General features: G+C 40.6%; 25 protein-coding genes. 12 read left to right on the top strand and 13 right to left on the bottom strand.

What is annotated here, in order from left to right:
* The first annotated feature begins 19 nt into the window (after positions 1 to 19).
* The 5 genes from mscL to arfB all read left to right on the top strand — a co-directional run bounded on the left by mscL (position 20) and on the right by arfB (position 5,691).
* Positions 20 to 421, top strand: coding sequence for a large conductance mechanosensitive channel protein MscL (mscL, locus tag EJ994_RS13770; RefSeq protein WP_126593010.1), 402 nt, complete (start codon positions 20 to 22; stop codon positions 419 to 421).
* A gap of 277 nt (positions 422 to 698) precedes the next feature.
* Positions 699 to 1,688: an aspartate-semialdehyde dehydrogenase gene (locus EJ994_RS13765; protein ID WP_126593009.1), complete on the top strand. Its 990-nt coding sequence runs from the start codon at positions 699 to 701 to the stop codon at positions 1,686 to 1,688.
* Positions 1,689 to 1,781: 93 nt separating this feature from the next.
* Complete coding sequence (locus EJ994_RS13760; RefSeq protein WP_126593008.1) at positions 1,782 to 3,938, top strand: prolyl oligopeptidase family serine peptidase; 2,157 nt, start codon at positions 1,782 to 1,784, stop codon at positions 3,936 to 3,938.
* Between the two features lie 85 nt (positions 3,939 to 4,023).
* A complete protein-coding gene (locus EJ994_RS13755) occupies positions 4,024 to 5,013 on the top strand; it encodes an ABC transporter ATP-binding protein (RefSeq protein ID WP_126593007.1) in 990 nt (329 codons plus the stop codon).
* A gap of 273 nt (positions 5,014 to 5,286) precedes the next feature.
* Positions 5,287 to 5,691, top strand: a complete 405-nt coding sequence (arfB, locus tag EJ994_RS13750) for an alternative ribosome rescue aminoacyl-tRNA hydrolase ArfB (protein ID WP_126593006.1) — start codon at positions 5,287 to 5,289, stop codon at positions 5,689 to 5,691.
* Positions 5,692 to 5,703: 12 nt separating this feature from the next.
* Here the strand turns inward: arfB and EJ994_RS13745 are convergent, their stop codons facing one another.
* The 5 genes from EJ994_RS13745 to EJ994_RS13725 all read right to left on the bottom strand — a co-directional run bounded on the left by EJ994_RS13745 (position 5,704) and on the right by EJ994_RS13725 (position 9,146).
* Positions 5,704 to 6,075: a nuclear transport factor 2 family protein gene (locus EJ994_RS13745; protein WP_126593005.1), complete on the bottom strand. Its 372-nt coding sequence runs from the start codon at positions 6,073 to 6,075 to the stop codon at positions 5,704 to 5,706.
* 88 nt (positions 6,076 to 6,163) lie between these two features.
* Positions 6,164 to 6,634 (bottom strand): GreA/GreB family elongation factor, encoded by a 471-nt coding sequence (locus EJ994_RS13740; RefSeq protein WP_241240790.1) that lies wholly within the window; start codon positions 6,632 to 6,634, stop codon positions 6,164 to 6,166.
* Positions 6,624 to 7,241, bottom strand: a complete 618-nt coding sequence (locus tag EJ994_RS13735; protein ID WP_126593004.1) for a hypothetical protein — start codon at positions 7,239 to 7,241, stop codon at positions 6,624 to 6,626. The genes EJ994_RS13740 and EJ994_RS13735 overlap by 11 nt, the downstream gene beginning before the upstream one ends.
* A 176-nt stretch (positions 7,242 to 7,417) precedes the next feature.
* Positions 7,418 to 8,530 carry an NAD(P)/FAD-dependent oxidoreductase gene (locus EJ994_RS13730; protein WP_126593003.1) on the bottom strand — a complete coding sequence of 371 codons (1,113 nt, stop codon included), beginning with the start codon at positions 8,528 to 8,530 and terminating at the stop codon, positions 7,418 to 7,420.
* 70 nt (positions 8,531 to 8,600) lie between these two features.
* Positions 8,601 to 9,146, bottom strand: a complete 546-nt coding sequence (locus EJ994_RS13725) for a hypothetical protein (protein WP_126593002.1) — start codon at positions 9,144 to 9,146, stop codon at positions 8,601 to 8,603.
* Positions 9,147 to 9,536: 390 nt separating this feature from the next.
* Between EJ994_RS13725 and EJ994_RS13720 the strand changes: the two genes are divergently transcribed.
* From EJ994_RS13720 to EJ994_RS13695, 6 genes are read left to right on the top strand one after another with little or no spacing between them, the layout of a single operon-like run.
* A complete protein-coding gene (locus EJ994_RS13720) occupies positions 9,537 to 10,220 on the top strand; it encodes a lycopene cyclase domain-containing protein (protein ID WP_126593001.1) in 684 nt (227 codons plus the stop codon).
* Entirely contained in the window at positions 10,217 to 10,867 is a 651-nt protein-coding gene (locus tag EJ994_RS13715) for a carotenoid biosynthesis protein (RefSeq protein ID WP_126593000.1), read from the top strand. The genes EJ994_RS13720 and EJ994_RS13715 overlap by 4 nt, the downstream gene beginning before the upstream one ends.
* Positions 10,868 to 10,870: 3 nt before the next feature.
* Positions 10,871 to 11,491 carry a 1-acyl-sn-glycerol-3-phosphate acyltransferase gene (locus tag EJ994_RS13710; protein ID WP_126592999.1) on the top strand — a complete coding sequence of 207 codons (621 nt, stop codon included), beginning with the start codon at positions 10,871 to 10,873 and terminating at the stop codon, positions 11,489 to 11,491.
* Complete coding sequence (locus tag EJ994_RS13705; RefSeq protein WP_126592998.1) at positions 11,488 to 12,591, top strand: glycosyltransferase; 1,104 nt, start codon at positions 11,488 to 11,490, stop codon at positions 12,589 to 12,591. Before EJ994_RS13710 ends, EJ994_RS13705 begins: the two co-directional genes overlap by 4 nt.
* Positions 12,561 to 13,319 carry a tetratricopeptide repeat protein gene (locus tag EJ994_RS13700; RefSeq protein ID WP_126592997.1) on the top strand — a complete coding sequence of 253 codons (759 nt, stop codon included), beginning with the start codon at positions 12,561 to 12,563 and terminating at the stop codon, positions 13,317 to 13,319. The genes EJ994_RS13705 and EJ994_RS13700 overlap by 31 nt, the downstream gene beginning before the upstream one ends.
* A 15-nt stretch (positions 13,320 to 13,334) precedes the next feature.
* The gene (locus EJ994_RS13695; RefSeq protein ID WP_126592996.1) at positions 13,335 to 14,420 is read left to right on the top strand and encodes a DUF4056 domain-containing protein; all 1,086 of its coding nucleotides are present in this window, start codon (positions 13,335 to 13,337) and stop codon (positions 14,418 to 14,420) included.
* A gap of 91 nt (positions 14,421 to 14,511) precedes the next feature.
* Here the strand turns inward: EJ994_RS13695 and EJ994_RS13690 are convergent, their stop codons facing one another.
* The 7 genes from EJ994_RS13690 to pdxA all read right to left on the bottom strand — a co-directional run bounded on the left by EJ994_RS13690 (position 14,512) and on the right by pdxA (position 21,130).
* Positions 14,512 to 15,738: an SMI1/KNR4 family protein gene (locus tag EJ994_RS13690; protein WP_126592995.1), complete on the bottom strand. Its 1,227-nt coding sequence runs from the start codon at positions 15,736 to 15,738 to the stop codon at positions 14,512 to 14,514.
* A gap of 275 nt (positions 15,739 to 16,013) precedes the next feature.
* Positions 16,014 to 17,369, bottom strand: coding sequence for an acetyl-CoA carboxylase biotin carboxylase subunit (accC, locus tag EJ994_RS13685; protein ID WP_099572173.1), 1,356 nt, complete (start codon positions 17,367 to 17,369; stop codon positions 16,014 to 16,016).
* A gap of 92 nt (positions 17,370 to 17,461) precedes the next feature.
* Positions 17,462 to 17,956 (bottom strand): acetyl-CoA carboxylase biotin carboxyl carrier protein, encoded by a 495-nt coding sequence (accB, locus tag EJ994_RS13680; RefSeq protein WP_126592994.1) that lies wholly within the window; start codon positions 17,954 to 17,956, stop codon positions 17,462 to 17,464.
* A 31-nt stretch (positions 17,957 to 17,987) separates the two neighbouring features.
* Positions 17,988 to 18,983 (bottom strand): beta-ketoacyl-ACP synthase III, encoded by a 996-nt coding sequence (locus EJ994_RS13675; protein ID WP_099572175.1) that lies wholly within the window; start codon positions 18,981 to 18,983, stop codon positions 17,988 to 17,990.
* A gap of 236 nt (positions 18,984 to 19,219) precedes the next feature.
* Entirely contained in the window at positions 19,220 to 19,417 is a 198-nt protein-coding gene (gene rpmF, locus EJ994_RS13670) for a 50S ribosomal protein L32 (RefSeq protein ID WP_099572176.1), read from the bottom strand.
* 9 nt (positions 19,418 to 19,426) lie between these two features.
* Entirely contained in the window at positions 19,427 to 19,957 is a 531-nt protein-coding gene (locus tag EJ994_RS13665; protein WP_126592993.1) for a YceD family protein, read from the bottom strand.
* A gap of 126 nt (positions 19,958 to 20,083) precedes the next feature.
* Positions 20,084 to 21,130 carry a 4-hydroxythreonine-4-phosphate dehydrogenase PdxA gene (pdxA, locus tag EJ994_RS13660; protein ID WP_126592992.1) on the bottom strand — a complete coding sequence of 349 codons (1,047 nt, stop codon included), beginning with the start codon at positions 21,128 to 21,130 and terminating at the stop codon, positions 20,084 to 20,086.
* A 138-nt stretch (positions 21,131 to 21,268) separates the two neighbouring features.
* Between pdxA and EJ994_RS13655 the strand changes: the two genes are divergently transcribed.
* Positions 21,269 to 21,856, top strand: coding sequence for a riboflavin synthase (locus EJ994_RS13655; RefSeq protein ID WP_126592991.1), 588 nt, complete (start codon positions 21,269 to 21,271; stop codon positions 21,854 to 21,856).
* A gap of 55 nt (positions 21,857 to 21,911) precedes the next feature.
* Here EJ994_RS13655 and EJ994_RS13650 read toward each other — a convergent pair whose 3' ends face one another.
* Positions 21,912 to 24,287, bottom strand: coding sequence for a TonB-dependent receptor (locus tag EJ994_RS13650; RefSeq protein WP_206507142.1), 2,376 nt, complete (start codon positions 24,285 to 24,287; stop codon positions 21,912 to 21,914).
* Positions 24,288 to 24,331 lie beyond the last annotated feature (44 nt).

Here is a 24,331-nt window from a genome sequence, read left to right as displayed (position 1 = left end):
ATTTTTAAAACACTAAATCATGTTAAAAGAATTCAAAAATTTTATAATGACAGGAAATGTCATTGATTTTGCGGTTGCTGTTATTCTTGCAGGAGCAGTTGGCCTAGTTGTGAACGGCTTCGTTGCCGATATTGTAATGCCTGTTGTTGGTCATTTCGCGGGAGGAATTGACTTTTCAGAAATGAAAATTGTTTTGGACGAGGCAATTGTCGCCGCAGATGGTAGTGTAACTACTCCAGAAAATGCAATCCGTTGGGGTGCTTGGGTAAACACTATAGTTAACTTGATTATCGTAGGTTTCGTAATGTTCATGATTGTAAAAGCTTACAACAAAACAAAAACGCCACCAGCCCCAGAAGCACCGGCAGGACCAACTGCTGAAGAACTTCTCATGGAAATTAGAGACGCTCTGAAAAAGTAAATAGGTATATCCTGAAATGTTTTCGGGACAAGCCGCTGCACTGCAGCTAACTTTAAACCGTCATTATCGTTTCGCAAACGATGATGACGGTTCTTTTTTAGCCCCTAACCTATAGAAAGTGCGCGCCATAAGTGTTATTTGATCTATCTGGTCGAGCCTTCGTTCTATTAAATTTGTTTTAAATATAACTTTTTGTTATATTTTAATGATTCTATTTTATTTCACTTGTACAACTCCCATGAATACCTATTTTTGCCCTTTAATTTAATATGTTCAGATGAAAGTAGCAGTAGTAGGCGCCACAGGAATGGTTGGCGAGGTAATGTTGAAAGTATTGGCGGAACGAAATTTTCCGATAACGGAGTTATTATTGGTTGCTTCGGAACGTTCCGTGGGCAAAAAATTAGCCTACAAAGAAAAGGAATATACCATTATCGGTTTGGCGGATGCCGTAGCCGCTAGACCGGATATCGCAATTTTTTCTGCCGGTGGCGATACTTCTCTAGTGTGGGCTCCAAAATTTGCAGAAGCTGGTACCACGGTCATCGATAACTCCTCGGCATGGCGTATGGACCCCACTAAAAAACTGGTAGTACCCGAAATAAATGCTGCTGAACTCACCAAAACGGACAAGATTATTGCCAACCCCAACTGTTCTACCATACAATTGGTCATGGCCTTGGCACCGCTTCACGAGAAGTATAAAATGAAGCGCGTGGTAATTTCTACCTACCAGTCTGTTTCGGGAACCGGCGTAAAAGCGGTACAACAATTAGAGAACGAGATAGCTGGTGTTCAGGGAGAAATGGCCTATCCTTATCCCATTGGTCGCAACGCGCTACCCCATTGCGATGTGTTTATGGAAAACGGGTATACCAAAGAGGAAATGAAACTGGCACGGGAACCTCAAAAAATATTGGATGATAGAAGCTTTTCCATCTCTGCCACCGCAGTACGTATTCCTACTTCTGGCGGTCACTCTGAATCCGTTAATGTAGAATTCTTGAATGATTTTCAACTCAACGACGTTCGTCAATTGTTGAACGAAACCCCTGGCGTTACGGTTCAGGATAACCCGGATACCAATACCTACCCCATGCCCATATACGCCCATGATAAGGATGAGGTTTTTGTGGGTCGTATCCGTAGGGACGAGACACAACGCAACACGTTAAATATGTGGATCGTTGCGGACAACCTTAGAAAGGGAGCTGCTACGAACGCTGTGCAAATAGCAGAGTATTTGGTAGCGCATGAATTGGTATGATTATAATCTACAAAACAGTGTTAAAACCTTCAGAACATCCCTGTCCCGAAGGTTTTTTTATGCTATTTTTAGTGCGACTAATTTCTAAGAAAGATGAAAAATTTAATCCCCTGTTTTTTGACAGCCGCATTGCTTGCCGCCTGTACTAACGAAGCTAAAAGAGAACCCATCGCTGTGAACTACCCGACCACTAAGAAAGTTGATACCATAGATACGTATTTCGGAACCGATGTTCAGGACCCCTATCGCTGGCTTGAAGATGACCGCAGTGCGGAGACCGAGGCTTGGGTAAAGGAACAGAACAGCACAACCTTTGGTTTCTTGGATAATATTCCGTTCAGAGATGATTTAAAAGACCGATTGTCTAAATTATGGAATTATGAAAAATTGGGTTCTCCCTTTAAAGAAGGAGATTATACGTATTTCTACAAGAACGACGGTCTACAAAACCAATACGTAGTCTACAGACAAAAAGGTGACGAGGAACCTGAAATATTCCTGAATCCTAATACATTTTCCGAAGATGGTACTACCTCTTTGGCAGGGTTACGTTTTACCAAGGACGGCTCCTTGGCTACCTATCTTATTTCCGAGGGTGGAAGCGACTGGCGTAAGGCTATCGTAATAGACACGGAAACCAGGGAAATTGTCGAAGACACGTTGGTTGATATTAAGTTCAGCGGAATTTCTTGGCGTGGCAAGGAGGGTTTTTATTATTCCAGTTATGATAAGCCAAAAGGAAGCGAATTATCTGCCAAAACGGACCAGCACAAAGTATATTACCACAAACTAGGAACCCCCCAGAAAGAAGACGAACTGGTTTACGGAGGTAAGCCTTTGGAAAAGCACCGCTATGTTGGTGCCAGTGTTACCGAGGATGATAGATTTCTCATTATATCCGCTTCCGTTTCAACATCGGGAAATAAACTTTTTATACAGGATTTGGAAGATCCTAACGGACTTTTAATTCCAATGGTAGAGGACACCGATTCCGACAATTACATCATAGATAATGTAGGTCCTAAACTGTATGTAGTCACCAACAGAAATGCTCCTAATCAAAAAATTGTGACCGTGGACGCCGTAAATCCAAGTCACGAGAATTGGGTAGATTTTATTGCCGAAACAGAAAACGTATTAAGCCCTAATACGGGTGGCGGTTATTTCTTCGCAGAATATATGGTCGATGCTATTTCAAAAGTACTGCAATATGACTACGACGGAAAACTTGTGAGAGAAGTAAAACTCCCCGGAGTTGGTAGCGCAAGTGGTTTTGGCGGTAAAAAAGAAGACAAGGAATTCTATTTTTCTTTTACTAACTATAATACCCCTGGTTCCTCCTATAAATACAATGTAGAAACTGGTGAATACGAACAATATTGGAAGCCAGAAATAGATTTTAATCCCGCCGATTATGAATCTACACAGGTCTTTTATACCTCAAAGGATGGGACTAAAGTACCCATGATTATTACGCATAAAAAAGGATTGGTGTTAAATGGTAAAAATCCTACCATCCTATATGGTTATGGTGGCTTTAATATAAGTTTAACGCCTTCGTTCAGTATTGTAAATGCGGTTTGGATGGAGCAAGGTGGTGTCTATGCCGTGCCTAATCTTAGAGGTGGTGGAGAATACGGTAAAAAATGGCATGACGCTGGGATTAAAACCAAGAAGCAGAACGTGTTCGATGATTTTATAGCTGCTGCGGAATACCTTATCGCAAAGAACTATACTTCTAGCGAATATTTAGCTATTAGAGGAGGTTCCAACGGTGGACTTTTAGTCGGTGCCACAATGACGCAAAGACCGGACTTAATGCAAGTTGCCTTACCGGCCGTTGGGGTTATGGACATGCTTCGCTATCATACCTTCACAGCAGGCGCTGGATGGGCCTATGATTATGGTACTGCAGAGGAGACCGAGGAAATGTTCAACTATCTCAAAGGATATTCGCCGGTACACAATGTAAAGGAAGGTGTGTCTTACCCTGCGACCTTAGTCACCACAGGAGATCATGACGACCGTGTGGTCCCTGCCCACAGTTTCAAATTTGCTGCGGAACTACAGGAAAAACAGGCCGGGGAGGCCCCAACCCTTATCCGTATAGAGACCAATGCTGGTCATGGTGCGGGAACACCTGTGAGTAAAACCATAGAACAGTACGCCGATATATTTGGATTTACACTTTATAATATGGGCTATAGCGAACTCCCCAATCAGGCGGTATTAAAGGAATTTAAGGATTAATAGGAATACATCAATAAATTACAAGAAAATCCGTTCGTAATAGTAACGGATTTTTCCATTTAAAACCAATACAGAGTATATCCCCATGCTGCGAATAGAAAACGTCTCTTACACCTATGATGAATTGCCCGTTCTCGAAAACATCCATCTTAGAATACAACGTAGGGAACATGTTGCCATTATCGGTGAAAGTGGCTGCGGGAAAAGCACCTTGTTGAAAATTATTTATGGTCTAATGGATTTAGAACAGGGAGCTGTCTTTTGGGAAGACAAGCCAGTCCTTGGTCCGGCCTTTCATTTGGTTCCCGGAGCGTCCTTCATGAAATACTTGTCACAGGACTTTGATTTGATGCCCTTTACCACGGTTGCTGAAAATATTAGCCAATACCTCTCTGTATTCTACCCCAAAGAACTAAAAGCGCGTACGGCGGAACTTCTGGAAATGATAGAACTCACTGAATTTGCCCATAAAAAGGTAAATACATTAAGTGGCGGACAACAACAAAGAGTGGCCTTGGCGAGGGTACTGGCACAGAAGCCTGATATACTACTGCTAGACGAGCCCTTTGGACATATAGACAATTTTTTGAAAAACAGTTTAAGAAGAAGTATTTTTATGTATTTAAAAGAAAACGGAATTACCTGTATCGTTGCCACCCACGATTTTAATGATGTTCTTCCTTTTACCGATCGTGTTTTCGTCTTGCGCGACAAGACCATAATTGCCAAAGGAAAACCAATGGAGCTGTATAAAAATCCTAAAGACCTTTATATCGCGTCCCTTTTTGGAGAAGCTACGAGCATTGCTATAGACGTGCTTAAATCCTATGGAAACACCAAGAGAAGAATAATAGTCTATGCGCACGAGTTCCGCGTTTCAGAAGTCTCAGGTATTCCGACAACGGTAAAAACATCCTATCCAATGGGCAACTATTATCTGGTACAAGGACTCATGGATAATGGTGAGAACGTTTTTTTTAATGCTGAAAGCGATTTACCTGCCGAAAAAAAGGTATTTCTTAATGTTTCCATTGAAACAATCAATCAACGTATACAACAACCTTCTGTTCTGTAATTTTCTGATTATTAATATTTTATATGCCATTGAGCAAAAATAATAGAGCTTTCGTCGAAATAAGTGATTTCCCACAAACTATTTTTAGGTCTAGTACGTTATACCATTTGAAATTTTAAAGTCATTAGTTATGAAACGTTTACATTTGGCACTTACCCTTATCGTATTTGTATTGTTACTTCTTCCTGTTTTTATAAAATAGACAGTATAATAGACACCATCACAAGTAAGGTCACCTAGTGATTTCCTACTTTTGCTACAAGACAAACCGTATTGGACAATAGTAGCATCTTACAAGAACTGCAATTTAAGGCTATTCGCAGTAGTGGCCCTGGCGGCCAGCATGCCAATAAAGTCTCTTCTAAAGTTGAATTGGTTTTTGATATCGCCCATTCTAAAGGGCTATCGGAAGCGGAGAAGAATCGTCTTTTTTTTAAACTCAAATCAAAACTTTCTAAAGAGAACGTACTTACGCTACAGTGCGACGAATCTCGTAGCCAACACAAAAACAAGGATTTAGTTATTAAACGCTTTTTTGAACTTTTAAAAAGAGCATTGCTAGTGCCTAAAAAGAGAAAGCGTACCAAACCCTCCAAAGGTGCTATTGAAAAGCGACTACAGGCAAAAAAGAGAGCGGCACTTAAAAAAGTTAACCGCTCCAAACCAAGATTAGATTAATTACGCACCTTTTTACATGTTCTCCGTATCGTAGAAAAACTGAGCGCGTTGTATTTTACCATTGGCCACCTCGTAAACACATAGTTCATCCATTTTTACGCGACCGCCCTGCTTAAAGGTAACATCACTACTCATGGGCACTACAAAATGATTTGCCGCAACTGTTGGTTCTCCAACATCGCCTCCATGCATTTCCTCAATATTATCGGACCATTGTTTAAATCCTTCTAAAATATTAGCCTTGCCTTTTGTCACTTGCTCACCCATGGACCAATTATGCATTTCAATGCTTACGGCATCATCTGCATACATATCATACGCCTCGTCATATTTGCCTTCACGGCACAGACGAACTAATTTGTTGGCTACATCTTGTGTTGTCATGATTATCTGTTTTTATTGATTAATTCCATTCAATATAGGAAATGTCCATCGCTTTTTAGACCAAAATAACGTTAAAATAAAATAGTAGTTACCTGATATTGAGTATCGTGGATGTACTTTGATTGAACTGAATCGTGTCTCCCGTTTGTTTGCCCAACAGCAGTTTACCAATGGGAGTGCCTGGAGAAATACAAAATAGTGATACCTCTTTGTACGTGAGCGCTCCGGCAGAAATAGCAATGTAGTACGACTGTTTATCCGTGACAACAACAGCGCCCAAACCCGCACGATTATGTTCTGTAGTGGTAGCCACTTTTTGTAATGTTCCGTGCATTTGTTCTGCCTCGGCAAGCTGTGTTCCCAACTTCTCACGCTCTAACTGCAACATGGCCCGGCCAGTCTCGTGCTTGTCCCCGGCACTACTCTTTGTCTCGGAAGTAAGCGCTGTCTCAATTTCCTTCATCTGATGCTGCAACCTCTCTAAGCGACCCTTAACAAAGTCATGACAATGATTAAAAGCTTGTTGTTTTAGTTCTAGAAGTGGTATTTTATTCTTCAACGTGGTAGAGGTCTGCCAATTTATAGACCAAGAAATTAACCATTTTTTCGCTGTCCTCACCATTGGTCATCAATCTTTTAATATCCGACCTGTTCTCTGCCTTAAAATAAGAAAGGTCTCCTGTTCTGTCCTCACTGAAAATGTTCCATGACTTTAGACCTTCTAGCATGGCCCTGTGGGCTTTAAACCTTTTTGAAATAGCCTCCTTTTTAATTTTGAAGGACTTACTCGATGATTCTTTTTCGGCAACGTTTTCTGTGACCAACTTATATTGGGCGGCGATGCGTGCATCCGCTTTCTCTGCTTCGGTAATAATCTTAAAATATGCTCTAGAGACAAGGGACTGGTAACGCTTTTCAAACAAGGCTTCATAATTAGCGACCTCTGTTTCCTCTGGGGCTATAATATTATCCTCGGTACTAGCGTAAAGCACGGCATTTTCATTCCCTGAAGAATTTTTGAAAGAATCTTTCCATGCCTGGGACTGAATCATCTCTTTCCAGACCCTATTATACTCCTTTTGGTATTTGCTCTGCGTTACCCCGCAGCTTAAAAAAAGAAGACTAACGGTAACGCCCCCTGTCCACATGATATAATTTTTCTTCATACAGTATTCAACTATGTTCTATGAATTGAATAGAATAGGCTGTAGGAAGCTCTGCTAATAAGGTTTGGGTGTAATTATTCTATCTTTTGTAGGACAGGCAATATATAAAGAATTATTAAAGCTCGCAGCACTTCTAGACAAGAATACCATAAAACGGATGAACGGACTTAAACTTCCTAGAAAATATGCGCTAGTTGCCTGCCTGTAGTAGTCCCTATGGCAATGCCCATGCCTCCTAAACGTATTCCGCAAGCGGTATTAGCACCTATTTGCCTCACAATGGGTTTCTTTTGGGAACCCACTCCCATAATACCGCTCCATTGCTGTGCTATTTCAAACGGAGTATTAGGAAGTATGACTGTTCTTAAAAGTTCTTCCAATTTATTGAGTACTAATGGTGTGTTTCCGAATTGAGTTGTTTCCTCTGCTTTAAAATCCAGATTTCTACCTCCTCCCAGTAAAATTCTATTGTCAATATTCCGGAAATAATAATATCCCTCCTGCAAATGGAAAGTGCCTTCAATAGAAAGATTCTTTATTGGTGCTGTAATAATGATTTGCGCTCTAGCAGGCAATACGTTTTCCTCTAGAAGACTATTCGCAAAACCATTGGTGGCGATAAGTAATTTTTTTGTATTAAACTCAAATAGGTTCGTTTTAACGGATACTCCTTGACCATTTTCCACGAAGTCTTCTACGATAATTGAATTCAATACCTGAATATTGGATTTCTGAGCAAGACCTACCAGAGATAGCATCATCTTCCCCGTATCTATCTGGCTCTCTAAGGCATGGGAAATGTACTGCCGCTGTATGCCATTGAATCCAAAACTATTCTCAGATACTCTAAAAACAGTTTCTTTAAAAATTGGTGCCAAAAGCTCATTTGCCTTACCGATATTCTCCATACAGTGCTGATAGCTTTTAGCATCTTGCTTTAAAAATAGTTCATGACCCCCATGTTGTTCGTACCCTATTGCCTTATCTCCTAATAGTTTTCTCAGCGAATGTATACCGTTCCACCTATCTGAAACCAAAGCTGCCAACTCCTCTTCCGAATGTGTTCTTAAATCAGCTAAGATTTCCGAAATACTCCCAAAACATGCAAAACCTGCATTTTTTGTACTTGCCCCTTGAGGCAAAATTCCTTTTTCCAAAACTAAAATTTTAGCCTTTGGATAGCGTGCTCTAAGTTCTAATGCACAATTTAATCCAACGATACCACTGCCCACAATGGTAAAGTCGGTATTCGAAATCCAAGATTTACGCTCCCAGTAGCTAAGGTTCATCCTACGAAATTATGTATTTCATTCTTTAACAAATCCTCTAACGAATTAAACCTTCTTATCCTTTCTTATTTTAATCTAGGAATTTAATGTCCCCACAATTAATTTCAAGGTCGTTGATTTTATAGAAAAGCGTATTTTCCTGTAACTCAAAGCCAGCTCGGACAACACCATTTACGCCCTTATCCGATAGCGCTACATGATAAAAAAGAAAAGACTCCCTTGGCAGTATAGTTTTTACCTTGTTAGAAGGGGATTTCCAGTTTTCATTTAAATAGGATTCCAAATCCAATCCGTAATTGGATAAGGATTCGTTTTCAAAGGTCATTTCCAGATTAGGCACATAAAAATAGAAGTTTACTTGTGGCGACGAAGGTATTGTGAACGCATCATTTGGCAGATGAAGCGCTAATTTTAATTTACGATTCGTCTTATTGGTTATTCGCGACCAAAAAATCACGAAAGTATAGGGTTTCCCATCCGATGCTATATATTTTTGTCCTCCTTTTGGGTAGCTGTTCTGAATAGTGATGTTCTTATTTTCATACGCAAACTCGGTATGGAACTGCTGTGCCCATGTCATAGAAGAGAGTAAACATATGATAATGGAGAATTTCATTGTTACAGTAGTTTAATTTTCAGTTGTTATCCGTTCTACCTAGCGTTTTTAAGACCTTATTTAATGAGCTCACCTCATAAAAAACACGTCCAAAAAATTAAAAGCTTAAGATACTTTTTTTATTTCGATTTAATAGTAAAGGTGCTTTCGCCTATACCTAATGTAACTGCCTATCGGGTAAATCACAGGCTCAAAAAAATAGGCGATTTTGAAAAAGATTACTACTTTCGCACAGGACGGTAACGAGGATTCCAAGGTAAGCTTTACCCCCTGTAAAGAAAATACGCATCCAGCGAATCCAGACGTCTAATTTCTTAAACAACGAGTGCTAATGTCTACCCACGATAATATTAAATTTTCACTGGCATAGGGAAAAGAAAACAACAAACTATGTCGCTCTATTTAATCATACTTCTTATTTCACTTGCCGGACCTCTAGCTTTAAGTTTTGAGAAAAATCTTAGACTTTACAGGCGTTGGAAATACCTGATTCCCGCTATTTTAATAACACTGTTGATTTTTGTGGTTTGGGACATCATCTTTACCCATTTGGGTTATTGGTTCTTTAATCCCATCTATAATTCCGGGATTTATATCAATAAATTACCTTTGGAAGAATACCTTTTCTTCATAGTCATCCCTTATGCCTGTGCGTTTTCGTTCTATGCCATTCGCTTTCATTTTCCTAATTTCAAGTTTAGTCTCCTGTGGACAAAAATTTTAACGCTAACAATCTCCATTTTTTCAGTCATAACCGCACTGCTCCATACGAATCTGACCTACACATTGGTTGTCTTCCTTGTTCTGCCTGCCGTTCTTTTATTCAGCTATTACTTTGCAAGAAACGTTGTTCAACATTATCTAGCGATATATCCCATATTGCTTATCCCGTTTTTTATCATAAACGGCATATTAACTGGAACAGGAATTGAACAAGCCGTGTTTGACTATAACCCGGAAGTGATTTTGGGAATTCATATTTTTTCCATTCCTTTCGAGGATATGTTCTATAATTTTTCTTTGCTTCTATTGCCTTTGGCATTAACGCATATCTTTGAAACGAAATCTAAATGAGTCGGACACTCACATACTTGATACAAGAAGGGCTTCCGATTACTTTTATAGTATTCTACAGTGTTGGCCTGGCATTGTACCTGACACCGCCAACCCATAATCTTTTTATACAAATTACGCCGTACACCCTGGTCTTGGTAGCTGTGGCCATCTTTTCCCATCATAAGGAATGGAGTCCGAAAGTAGTCTCGGTTTTAGCAGGTATTTTCCTATTGAGTTTTATAACTGAAGTTATCGGGGTGGCCACTGGTAAATTATTCGGCACCTATGTCTATGGTGAGGGACTAGGTTTTAAAATTGCCGATGTGCCCTTGATAATTGGTCTTAATTGGACCTTCTTAACCTACGCTTCCAACAGTATTGTATCTAAATATACCTCCAAGAACATTCCTGTTATCGTAGGTGCTGCCTTACTCATGGTACTTTATGATATTTTACTTGAAAAAGTTGCGCCTTTAATGGATATGTGGTCGTTTTCCAGAAACGATCCACCAGTAAGTAACTACGTTGTCTGGTTTCTGATGGCCTTGGTGTTTAATTGGGCCGTTCAAAAATTCAATATCGATACGCAGAATAGACCTGCTCGCTGGTTGTTCTTTATACAAATCGGCTTTTTTGTAATTATCGCTATCTATAACGAATATTAAAGTATGATACGAGCCAATCATAATAATTTCGTTGTAAAATTCTCCAAATACTATACAAAGGTATTAATCGGCTTTTTTTTCAGCAGCATTAAGTATATAGGACATTACGAAGACAAAGGACTCCCCATGCTCTTAATCGGTAACCATTTCTCTTTCTATGATGGCTTTATTCAAATCTTGTTGAATCTTAAGGTTTTTAAGCGGAAGTTCCATTTTATGATGTTAGAAAAAGAGCTGCGTAAAAATATGATCTTAACTAAAATTGGCGCATGTTCCATCAGCAAAGGGAAACGTTCTAGCCTTGCCAGTCTAGATTATGCTGTTGAGTTATTAGAAGACAAAGAGAATCTTTTTCTGTTTTTTCCGCAGGGGAAAATTAACAGTATTTACACGCGTGAATTTAAATTTGAAAAGGGCCTACTTTCCCATATTCTGGATAATGCCAAGAACGATTTTCAATTGGTGTTCAACGTAAACCTCATTCATTACGGAACAAAGCTTAGGCCAGATATCCACGTTTACTATGAAACCCAAACAGTAGATGCGGATACCACGGCGGAAGCTGTAGAACGTGCTTTCAATGACTTTGCTAAAACCTGTTTCCTAAAACAAGGTGCCGCATGATAATGTTCCTGTGTGTTTTTATGATAAGCCTAGTAATTGTACGGTTATTAATCGCCGCTACGAACTATTTTTCGTTCGCTTATTTACCCGTTGTGGCCAACGTAACGGGAGCGCCTTTCGTTTCCATACTAATACCTGCCCGGAATGAAGAGGAAAACATTGGGGTGCTACTAAAACAGCTATCACAACTAAAATACGGTAAGCTAGAAATTATCGTCTATAACGACCATTCCACCGATAATACAGAAAGTATCGTCACCCAATGGATTGCAAAGCAAGCCCCAATTAAGATAATGAACGGAGTAGAACTTCCACAAGGTTGGCTGGGAAAGAATTATGCGTGCCACCAGCTCGCAGGGCAAGCTAAAGGAGATATCCTACTCTTTTTGGACGCAGACGTAAGTGTAAACAAAGATATCATTGAACGTAGTATAAGTCACCTTCAAAAGCACAAGTTGCATCTGTTATCGATATTCCCAAGGCAAATTTTCAAATCTTTTGGAGAAAAGATTTCGGTACCGCTTTTGAACTATATTTTACTAAGCTTACTTCCGCTTTTTCTTATTCGAAAATCCAAGAGCGTCATCTTTTCGGCCGCAAACGGACAGTTTATGATGTTTAAAGCTAACACCTATAAAACCTTATGGCCACACGAAAGTTTTAAGTCCCATAGAGTAGAGGATATTGCTATTATAAGAATGTTCAAAGAAAAAGGCCTTGCGAGCGATACGCGCTTAGGGGATAACGATATTTCTTGCCGAATGTACGGTAGCCTAGATACCGCCATTGTAGGTTTCACCAAAAACATCTTTCAGTTCTTTGGAGACAGCAAATTGGTCACTGTCTGTTTTGGACTGGTAACCACTTTAGGGCCATTTTTAATCTATTTTTATCTGGGCGCAGGATGGCTTGTTGCCTATGTAGTGGGTACACTATCCATTCGATTATTTGTAAGTTTGGCCAGCAAACAACCTGTAGTTCAAAACATTTTATTGGCCATACCCCAACATCTGGTGTTTCTTTTCATTATAATTAAAGGACTTATAAATAATAAACAGCGAAAAATACTATGGAAAGGTCGCAACATATTGCAAGACTAGGGCTGGTGATGTTGACTTTGTTGCTTTCATCGCAATGGGGTTTGTCTCAAAACGCTTATCGCGATTCCATTTACAAGGCCTATTCCCGTGGGAAAATGGACAAGTGGTATGCAATAATGGAGACTTGTGAGAAAAATGTAAACCCGGGTAATGTAGCCCAACAATTAGAGCTACTCAGTTATTATTACGGTTACACGGCTTGGCTGATAGGCGCTGAAAAATATGATACGGCAGAACGTTATATTGAAAAATCGGAGGATATCATTGAGGCTCTACTAGAAGATTCCCCAGAAAATGCTACCCTTTTGGCCTATAAAGGAGCTTATATTGCTTTTACTATCGGCATCACAAAACTAAAGGCAATATATCTAGGCCCTAGAAGTATGAAATTCATTAACAGATCCTTAGAGTTAGACCCGGAAAATATTCAGGGAAATATTGAGAAGGGCAACTCCATGTACTACCGCCCGTCTGCATTTGGAGGTGATAAAGCCGAAGCAATTGACTATTACATTAAGGCGGTAGAAAGTTTTGAAAAACAGGGGTTGGTGGTCAATAATTGGATGTACATTAACACCATGACGGCCCTAGGTCAAGCCTACGAAGCAACCGACCAAATTCAATTGGCCAAATTATGTTATGAGAAAATCATTCGGATATTTCCAAACTTTATGTGGGTTGAAGATGAACTCTACCCGGATTTGTTGAAGCGTCATAATCTAAAATAGGCTATTGCTATTCGTATGAAGCCTTACTTGTACAAAATAGGACCAATATGCTTAAATCTAATATTGCTCGTTGGGTTTGCTTCAAGGCCATTGGCGGCCAATGCTCAAACTAAGACGGATGACTTCGTAAATCTAAATAAGATTCCTCCACGCATTATAAGGGCCTGTTGTGCTTTTGGCTATGATTTAAAATTGTGGGGTGTACCCTTTGTAAAAATTGATCAGGTCATTAGCATAGCTGAATTGGAAGACCACCATTACATGAGTAAAAAAAGCGAGGGCACGGGCACTATTTACACCCGTAGAGGTGGTTTTATTGATGTAGGCCACCTAAGAGATCAGATAGATTGGACCCGTTATTTGCACACCCTAATTCTAGAAAGTAAAGGAAAAGGTGATTTAGCCATACCCTTACGTAAGGAGGCCGGGCGTAAGACTTTACACTTGAACATTCCTACAACGTTGGATGCTGATGATTGTATTTTACTAGCGGGGAAAATTGCGTACGACTTTTCCCTATGGCATGAAATTTCTACCTGGTACGGGGCATCCACCCTGCCCTTTATGCCCGAAAAATTCTCCAGCTTTTCGGTAGAGGATGTCTATTCTAACCTACTTGGTATTCATGTAGGCATGAAAACCTTGCGCACCAAAGGATCTTTTAACGAAACAGCGACAAAGCTCATCTCAGCTACTCTAGATAGTCTAGATGTGGTGAAAACCGCACAGGAGACGTATGATGCTTACAACGCTATTCATAACCAATGGTACACGAACAAAAAACGAATACCCCACGTTGCGATAACGTTGAAGCGCGATGTTGATGTGCTAAAGTCTAGTCGTCCTTGGATAGTTCCCGATTACGCCAGTACCTTTGGTGATGCCGTTATTTTAGATGTTCCCCAAGTGGATAGCAAGGACAAGCTACTTACCACTTACTATACGTTTACCATAGCTACCAATCACCGTATTCCTATGGAAACATTGTTCCCAAATCGTCAAAGTAACCTCATTGACCAGGATGACTTTTCTATATTGCTGAATGCTATCAGTAAAGACTGGGAAGAGATGGAACCGCCCATGGTGATAGAAAAAGAATAAAAAACCTCACTGTACTGAGCTGATATAAGGAGACAAGGCGCAGAGCTAGCGAAGGCGCAGATAGCTAATTCTTATTTGAGATACGATAACGTTATTTATCAAATCCATTACGCAATACCTCATCGTCCTGCTTTAATTGCTCTAGAAAATCTAACATATTATCCGCTATCAACCGAATTCTGGTTTCATCTTCTCCGAAAGCAATGATCTGTCCGGATGTTCCTTTACTCCCAGGCGCATAGTCTATGGCGATAAAATTACCGCCTCCGGTACTGTAAAAAGGAACCCAATAGGGGTTGGTATAAATGCCAATAGTTTTTCTCCCATCGGGATGATTATTTCCGGTTAAATCCGCAAGCATCCAATTGGGGTCATTGTAGATTATTTTCCAGTTCTTCCATTCCTGTACTATTTCTTCAGCGGTTAAAAACCCCGTGTTTTCGATTCCCCCGTGTAATTCAAACAGCACTTTTAGCTCTTTTGGAAACGTATAGTTTGCTAAGGATTCAAATTCCTTAAAAACACTCTGATTATTTTTTGGTGGGTTTGGCTTCAAGTTTCTTTGACCGATATATTCGGCAAAGGTTTTCTTTAAACTTCCCGCATCTAGATCTGCCCCCGACGTGTTACTATACTTTTGAATATAGCGTTGTTTTTCCTTGGTAATCTTTACTTCGTTATATTGTTGAGGCGCATTTTTATAGAGATAGGCCCCCATATTCTCGTAGGGTCTTTCATCTATTAACATTCCAGAATTTACCCATTTTTGAGAAAATTGTCCTTTTCCTAAGATGAGCATAAACTGCGGATCGGGATTTAGTTCTGGTTGCTTTTTAAACTGACCGTTCTCTTTATATTCTGCTAGTCTTTCGTATTGCTTTTTAAAGATAATATCCATCCATAGCGCAAAATTACCACCATCCTCAAAATGCATTGGGACTATATGCTTATTGGATACATAAGCGAACCCTTTGTAAGGAAGCCCTTGCGCCTTTGGCGTTAAGAAAAATAGTTTAAGTACGCTATCTCCTAAATGATGGGCTAATTTTTCCAATAAGGTATCCCTAAAACCCATGGTGTCATACGACTTGTAATTTCTTGCTGTAGCGTTTTTATGGTGGGAATAGTCTTTGTAATAGGGCCCTGGTAGCTGGGACAAGGAAATGGAATTAAAATGAATATCTGAATAATTTACCTTTTTCAGTTCTTTAGTGTAAGGGATACGCTGCATGCTCATTTTATTAAGGCAGGATGTGGTTAAGATTATTAAGGTGAGTATGGTCCAGTATTTCATTTTAACATCTCTAGCTTTATCCAAGATACTCAAATATAAGGGTACGCAAGTGATAAATTAAAGCACAGATTCCATTTTGTTTTAGGGATTGTAGTGGCATCCTTTTTTGTGCCTCGCTTTTATTTTGTACAAAAAAGATACAGCGGAAAGCCTGGCTGTATACTATTGCCGTTTTATTAAATAATCGAAATCAATAATGTTTTTCAGTTAGCCTTGGGGACTTTCTCATTGTAATTAACCTAAGCAATAGTATAGAGAAAACCATAAAAAAACTCCGACCATATGGCCGGAGTCGATACTTAGTTGCTCTTTGTTTCTGGATCCATAACCCAATCGTTCATAAAGGCTGTAGTATAATTTCCTGCCAAGTAATCCGGATGGTCCATTAACTGTCTATGGAAGGGAATGGTAGTTTTTATACCTTCTATGACAAACTCGTCCAAAGCTCTTTTCATTTTATTGATGGCCTCTTCCCTTGTTTGGGCAGTAGTAATCAACTTAGCGATCATGGAGTCATAGTTTGGCGGAATACTGTAACCACTATACACATGTGTATCCATGCGTACCCCATGACCTCCCGGGGTATGCAACGTGGTAATCTTTCCTGGTGAAGGCCTAAAATTATTGTAGGGGTCTTCTGCATTTATTCTACACTCGATAGAATGTAGTTTTGGTATATAATTTTTACCTGAAATCGGTACACCGGCCGCTACCAATATCTGCTCGCGAATTAAATCGTAATCGATTACCTGCTCCGTTATAGGGTGCTCTACCTGAATACGGGTATTCATCTCCATGAAATAAAACTTTCGGTGCTTATCCACTAAAAACTCAACAGTACCAGCGCCTTCGTATTTAATATATTCGGCGGCTTTGACCGCAGCTTTACCCATAGCGTCCCGTAACTTGTCCGTCATAAATGGGGAAGGTGTTTCCTCCGTAAGTTTTTGATGCCTGCGCTGCACGGAACAGTCTCTTTCGGATAAATGACATGCTTTACCATACTGATCACCTACCACCTGAATTTCTATGTGGCGTGGTTCCTCAATAAGTTTTTCCATGTACATACCTCCATTACCGAAAGCAGCTGTAGATTCTTGTACCGCACTTTCAAAAAGCTCTTCCATCTCCTCTTCTTTCCAAACGGCGCGCATTCCTTTACCTCCACCGCCGGCAGTTGCTTTTATCATCACGGGATAACCCATTTTTTTAGCCGTCTTCTTAGCATCGGCCACGTCCTTCAATAATCCTTCCGAACCTGGCACACAAGGAACTCCCGCTTCCTTCATCGTAGCTTTGGCCGTGGCCTTATCTCCCATACGGTCAATTTGTTCACCAGAGGCACCAATAAACTTGATTTCGTGCTCCGCACAAATTTTTGAAAACTTGGAGTTTTCAGAGAGAAAGCCATAACCCGGATGTATGGCATCTGCATTCGTGATTTCTGCCGCGGCGATTATATTGGGTATTTTCAAATACGATTCGCTACTCGCGGCAGGCCCTATACAAACGGCCTCATCTGCAAAACGTACGTGAAGACTTTCTTCGTCTGCCTTGGAGTAGACCGCTACGGTCTTAATTCCCATTTCCTTGCAGGTACGAATAACACGGAGTGCAATTTCTCCCCTATTCGCTATTAGTATTTTTTTGAACATATGCTTTTTAGTTTAAGAGTTTATGGTTTCGTAGTTCCTTTTATTTAATGGCCTCCCATTAAACATGGCGCTTCAAACTTCTAAACTTAAGATTATGATGGGTCTACTAGAAATAGTGGCTGATCAAATTCCACCGGAGACGAATCGTCTACCAATACTTTGACTATTTTTCCTGAAATTTCCGACTCTATATCGTTGAACAATTTCATTGCTTCGATAACACAAAGTACGTCACCGGAAGAAATTGTATCTCCTACCTCAACAAAAACTGGCTTATCTGGAGATGGCTTTCTATAAAAAGTTCCGATGATCGGTGATTTTATCGTAATATATTTAGCTTCTTCCGACGCTTCTTCCTGTGCAGCGGCTGGCGGCGCAGCAGGCGTTTCCGCTACAGCTGGCGCAGCAGGGACGGCAGGTGCCATAGGTGCCTGGGCCATTGGGATGGATTGCACATACGTAGTTTCGGTAGCACCGTGACCTCCGGTGCGTATCGTAATCTTTAAATCATCCGTTTCCAGTTTTACCTCACTGGCTCCTGATTTTGCGACAAACTTAATGAGGCTTTGAATTTCTTTGATATCCATAGTTTCAAATGTGTTTTTAGTGGTGGTTTAATTAATTGTATGCCCATTTTAAATAGATAGAACCCCAAGTGAATCCGCCACCAAAAGCAGCGAAGACAAGATTATCTCCTTTTTTGAGCTGTTTTTCATAATCGCTCAATAATAACGGTAACGTAGCTGAGGTTGTATTGCCATAACGCTGAATGTTCATCATTACCTTGGAATGATCCAATCCCATTCTTTTTGCAGTGGCATCAATAATTCTTTTGTTCGCTTGGTGTGGCACTAACCAAGATACGTCATCATCGGTCAGTTTATTTCTGGTCATGATTTTCTCGGCAACATCTGCCATGTTGGATACCGCAAATTTGAAAACCGTTTTACCGTCCTGAAATATATAATGCTTTCTAGCCTTAACGCTCTCAATGGTAGCTGGCATTATGGAACCGCCGCCTTCCATGCCTAAAAATTGGCGTCCAGCACCGTCTGCCCTTAAATACTCATCTTGTAGCCCTAGACCTTCTTCATTGGGTTCAAAAAGTACGGCTCCGGCACCGTCCCCGAATATAATACAGGTAGTGCGATCGGTATAATCTAAAATAGAGGACATCTTATCTGCTCCAATTAGTAAAACCTTCTTGTACCGACCAGATTCTATTTGGCTCGCTACGGAAGACATCCCGAAAAGAAAACTTGAACATGCCGCTAATAAATCATAGGCAAAGGCGTTGGTAGCTCCTATTTCCGAAGCTACAAAAGCAGCGGTAGAGGCAACCATACTATCTGGAGTAGCTGTGGCCACAACGACCAAATCTATTTCCTCCGGATTAACGTTTCCTTTTTCCAAAAGTTGTTGAGCGGCCTTGATTGCCAAGTATGATGTTCCTTGACCCTCCTCAGGTTTTAAGATTCTTCTTTCTTTGATTCCTGTCCTACTGGTAATCCACTCGTCATTAGTGTCTACCATGCCCTCGAGCATTTTATTGGTTAGGATGAATTGGGGAACATAGCCACCCACAGCGGTAATAGCTGCTGATATTTTGGTCATATTTTAATTGCTTTTGTGTAAAAAACGTTCAAAAACACGTCAAAAGTTGTGAAAATTAATGATTTTCATCGACTTTTTAATTAAAAATAGCCTGTTTTTAAAAAATTGGCATTTAAAAAACCTTTAAGGTTCTTAAATAATAATACTAAGGACCTGAAAATGAAATTGACCTTAAAACGAAAAAAAACTCCCTACCTCATACTGAGGTGGGAGTTATATGTAAAAAGAAGTGGAATTTAAGCTTCCGCCTCTTCGGTCTTGTCAACTAAAACTTGGCCTCTATAATATAATTTTCCTTCGTGCCAGTGCGCTCTATGGTACAAGTGCATTTCACCTGTTGTAGAATCAGTAGCCAAAGTTGGGGCAACTGCCTTGTAGTGCGTTCTTCTCTTGTCTCTCCTAGTTTTGGAAATTTTTCTTTTAGGATGTGCCATTATAAAACTTTATTTATCCGTTAATAGTTTTTTCAATTCGTCCCATCGGGGATCATTTTCTTCCTTATCGTTTCTTTTTTCCTTTGGCTGAAGTTCTTGAAGTTTGTCCAAGACCTCTGATTGTAACGTACCGTCCTCAATTCCCGGGTGTACCCTTTTCTGGGGTACTGAAAGTACCAGCATTTCGTAGGCATATTGTGAAATATTCAATTGATGCTCCCCGTGGGGTAGAATCAATATTTCATCATCCTCGTCATTATACTCCTCACCAAACTTGACCACTAGCTCCAACGCCGATGTAATTTCCTGATCGTAAGGTTCACTGGTAATATCACAATTCACATTAACGTAACCAGACGCTTTAAAATCTAACTCCATTATCGTGGTCATCTTGTTCAAGACAACATTTAACTGAATGTTAGCGCTATTAAAATCATCGTATCCAAAAGAATCAAAGAACGTATTGTCAATTTCAAAATTAAAGTTGTGCTTTCCTTGCTTTAACCCTGAGAAAGGAATGTTAAACTCCTTTTGCTTCATTACCTCAACACTTAATTATAAAATTCATTGCCATAAAGGCGGGTGCAAAGATACTATTATTTTGATAAAAGCCAATAGTTATCAACTATTTATCTTCATAACTTTTATGGTATAAGTACTAGGGGATTATCGTTTTACACGCTGCTTCTTCAGCACGTTACTGGTGAGCTCTTTGTACTCTGTTCTGTTCCTAAAAATTTGTAGGCCCGTAAATACAGCTTCCTTGAAGGAGCTATGGTCCGCTTGGCCTTTCCCTGCAATCTCGTAAGCCGTTCCATGGTCCGGAGATGTCCTCACAGCGCTTAGACCGGCGGTAAAATTAACCCCTTGTCCAAAGGACAGCGTTTTAAACGGTATAAGCCCTTGGTCATGATAAGCTGCCAAAATAGCGTCAAACTTTTTATAACTATCGGAGCCGAAAAAACTATCGGCAGAATAAGGTCCGTAGACCAAATGCCCGTTGTTGGCCATTTCCCGTATTACAGGTCTTAACACTTCATCATCCTCCTTACCAATGACGCCATTGTCGCCACTATGCGGATTAATGCCTAGTAAAGCGATCCGCGGCTTTCGAATTCCAAAATCCATAATCAAGGATTTTTCTATCGTATTTACCTTATCCCTTATAAGCCTTGGAATTATTGCCGAGGAAACATCCTTGACCGCCACGTGGTCCGTTAGCAGACCCACCTTAAGACTGTCCGTTACCATGAACATAAGGCTCTCTCCTTCTAGCTCTTGCGCCAAATAGTCTGTGTGACCCGGGAAATTAAATTCATCCGATTGAATATTGTTCTTGTTGATAGGAGCTGTTACAAGTACATCTATGGCGCCTTCTTTAAGTGCTTCTACTGCAGCTTTTAATGATTTAATCGCAAAACTTCCTGCTTCCTCCGTCGCTTCTCCAAACTTAACATTGGGAATCTCTTTCCAAACATTCACAATATTGACCTTGCCGTCTATTGCCTTGTCCGCTTGCTGTACCCCGTTGAATACTATATTTATATTCAAGGCTTTTAGTTGATAGGAGATGGTCTTGTTAGAAGCAAAGAAGACCGGGGTGCAAAAATCTAACATTCTACTGTCTTCAAATGTTTTCAGTGCTACCTCACAACCGATACCATTTAAATCTCCTACCGATATCCCCAACCTGATTTTCCTATTTTCCTTCATGATAATCTTTACCTTTGTAGTCTGATCTAAAAATCCTGAAATGGCTTTTCCCAGCAATAGGAAGGCAACGTCATCAGTATTATTTAGACCGTTCGGATATTTCCGATAAAGCGCAAAATTACTTAATAAAAACGATACATGTTTACCGGTATAATTGAAACCTTAGGAGAGGTCGTTCGTCTAGATACTAAAGGCTCTAATCTGGATATCACCATAAAATCTAGCATTACACCTGAACTAAAGATTGACCAAAGTGTGGCCCATAACGGTGTTTGTTTAACCGTTGTTTCGTTAGACGGTGATACCTATACCGTCACCGCTATAAACGAAACCCTGCAAAAAACAAACTTGGAAACCTTACAAGTTGGTCATAAGGTAAACTTGGAACGCGCTATGATTCTTGGTTCTAGACTCGATGGTCATATCGTGCAAGGCCATGTAGACCAAACAGGCACCTGTACCCATGTCGAAGAAAAAGACGGAAGCTGGTTCTTTTCCTTTACCTACGATGCTGCCAAAGGCAACCCTACCATTGAAAAAGGGTCTATTACCATTGATGGCACCAGCTTAACCGTTGTTAATTCTGGTTTGAACACGTTTCAGGTGGCCATTATTCCCTATACCTATGAAAACACCAGATTCAATACCTATAAACCAGGGACAATAGTAAATCTTGAGTTCGACGTTATCGGAAAATACGTAGCCAAATTGATGGCGAGTAGGTAGTAGGCACTATTGAAGAATTCCCGAACCTGCTATACCTTAGTACTCCCTTTTTTCGCTAAAAATCGACCACCAATCCAATACTGGGAATAAACTGCCCATCGTCCTGCGGAATTTCAGCAAGACTTCTGGGGTTGATTACAGCCCCCATATCATCTCTATTGAGACCAAATTCCGGCGGTTGTGGATTGTTCTGCGACAGGGTGTTCTGTACCTCGAAGAACACGTTCAAGGATAGTTTTTTAAAGTTCCATTTTTTATCGATTCGAATATCCAACTGACTGAAAACAGCAAGGTCTTCTTCTCCCAATCGTGAATAGTCTAGCACAATATCGGGATAGGTCTCTAGGGTTCTTTCCAAATCCGTTGGCACAAATGGGGTGCGCCCTGCAAAACGATATCGCGCGCTTAGTTCCCAATTGCGTTTTAGTTTATACCCTCCAACGAAGGAAACTAAATGACGACTGTCCCATACCGAGGGTAAAAATACGTTTCTGTCAAAGCCTGTGAACTCACTAAAGAAATAGGTGTAGGAAAAGATGCCGTAAAAATTGTTCGTTAGTTTTTGTTGAAATTGCAGCTCGGTCCCATAGGTGCGCCCACGACCTACAGAGGCTACCTCCTCGTTGCCAAGCACCTCAAAACCGCCGCCTTTGTTCGCTATGGAAACACCATCCAAAACCGATACCGGATAATCATCGTAATCTTTATAAAACGCCTCTACAGAGATACTTGCCGCAGGGCCTAAAATATGCTGTAACCCAAACACATAATGATCGCTCCTAGTGTATTTTAAATCGCGGTTGACCAAAGCCAAATCGTTGTTCCGAAAACCGAGCATGGTATAAGGCGGAATTTTGAAATAGCGCCCCAACGAGCCATTGAGTTTCCAATTCTTTTGGAACTCGTACGAAAGTCCCAACCTAGGGGAAAGCGTGCTTGCCAGGCTATTGCCTTCCGTAAAACTGTCCGCATCGGTTCGTACACCGAAGGACACATCTAATTTGTTCTCAAAAAACGACTTGGTGGTATTTGCAAAGAGCCCATACTTTATAAAATCTATCTCCGTATTGAACAGTAAATTGTTCGTTGTATTGATAGTTTCGTTGGAATAAAAGGAATGCTGCAGGTTAAATCCGCCAGAAAACTTCCAACCTTCATGAAATTTTGTAAGCTGATAACGCAGTTTCGTTTCGGACTCTACGGCATCGTTCCTAAAAATGATACCCGTTTCGTTTTCAGCATCCTCGAACCTCGTAAAAACATTGGCCAATCTATTATTACTCAAGGTCGTCTGCATAAAACCCGTGCCGTCCTTAAAACGGCTCTTCCACGTGAGACCCATCGTATTGGAGGTCTGGTCTATAAAAGGCGCTTGTTCCAATTGTGCTTGTTGGCCAGAATCAAACTCGTCCGGAGCTGCCAAGGTAAAGTCGTCTATGGCACCGACCCCTAGTAGGGTAAGGGAATTGTAGTCGTCCAGTTCATGGTTTATTTTATATTGATAATCCCAATACGCCGGGCGAAAAGGTAAGCCGATCAAGGCAAACAAGGCCTGTAAATAACTTCTTCTGGCCGATACTAAAAATGTGGTTTTTGCCCGCTCGTTATCTTTTTTGAACAAGGGTCCTTCCAAGGTCAATGCCGCCTCACTGGCACTTACCCTGAAGTTACCTCCAAACGCACGGTCGTTTCCGTTACGTTGCGTAAACTGCAGTACGCCCGACAGTGGATTGTCATACTGCGCGCCAAATGCAGAAGTGGATAGCGTAACATCCTCAATAAAGGAAACATTCAACAGCCCAACGGGTCCGCCCGCACTTCCTTGTGTACTAAAATGATTGATATTGGGCACCTCCATACCGTCTAGGTAGTAAACCGTTTCGTTGGGTGCGCCGCCACGAATGATCAAATCATTCCTAAAACCCCCTACAGAAGGAGAAACTCCCGGAAGGGTCTGTGCCACCTGCACCACGTCGTTATTACTGCCCGGGTAGGTCGCTATTTCTACGGCGGACAAACTTTGGGTAGATAAAGGGGTTTCTTTTGGCCTACCAATTTTTGAATTAGTGACCACCACTTCCTCCAAATTTTCCGTAGCCTCTACAAGTTTAAAGTTGTAAGCAGGATTGCCTTTGGATTTTACCAAAATATTGAACTTGGTCTGTGTTTCAAAGCCTAAATAACTTACCGTTAGATTGTAGGATGCCGGGGGAATATCCTCTAGGATATACGTTCCGTTTTCGTTGGTTATGGTTCCTTTTTGAGTACCGTTCAGAAAAACCGAAGCTCCCATTATAGGTTGTCCGGTAATATCGGAAACTGCTCCTGTAAGTGTTCCGGCTACTTGGGCACTTAGGACGTTCGCCCTAAATAAACATAGGAAAAGGAAGATGCCGAAGGTTTTTCCAAAAATGATAGCGACTGATTTCAAGGCGATTATTTTTTGTTTAGTAATTATGTTCAAATATTAAACAA

Source organism: Maribacter sp. MJ134 (assembly GCF_003970695.1).
GTDB lineage: Bacteria > Bacteroidota > Bacteroidia > Flavobacteriales > Flavobacteriaceae > Maribacter.
This window is presented reverse-complemented; position numbering and strand designations above follow the sequence as displayed.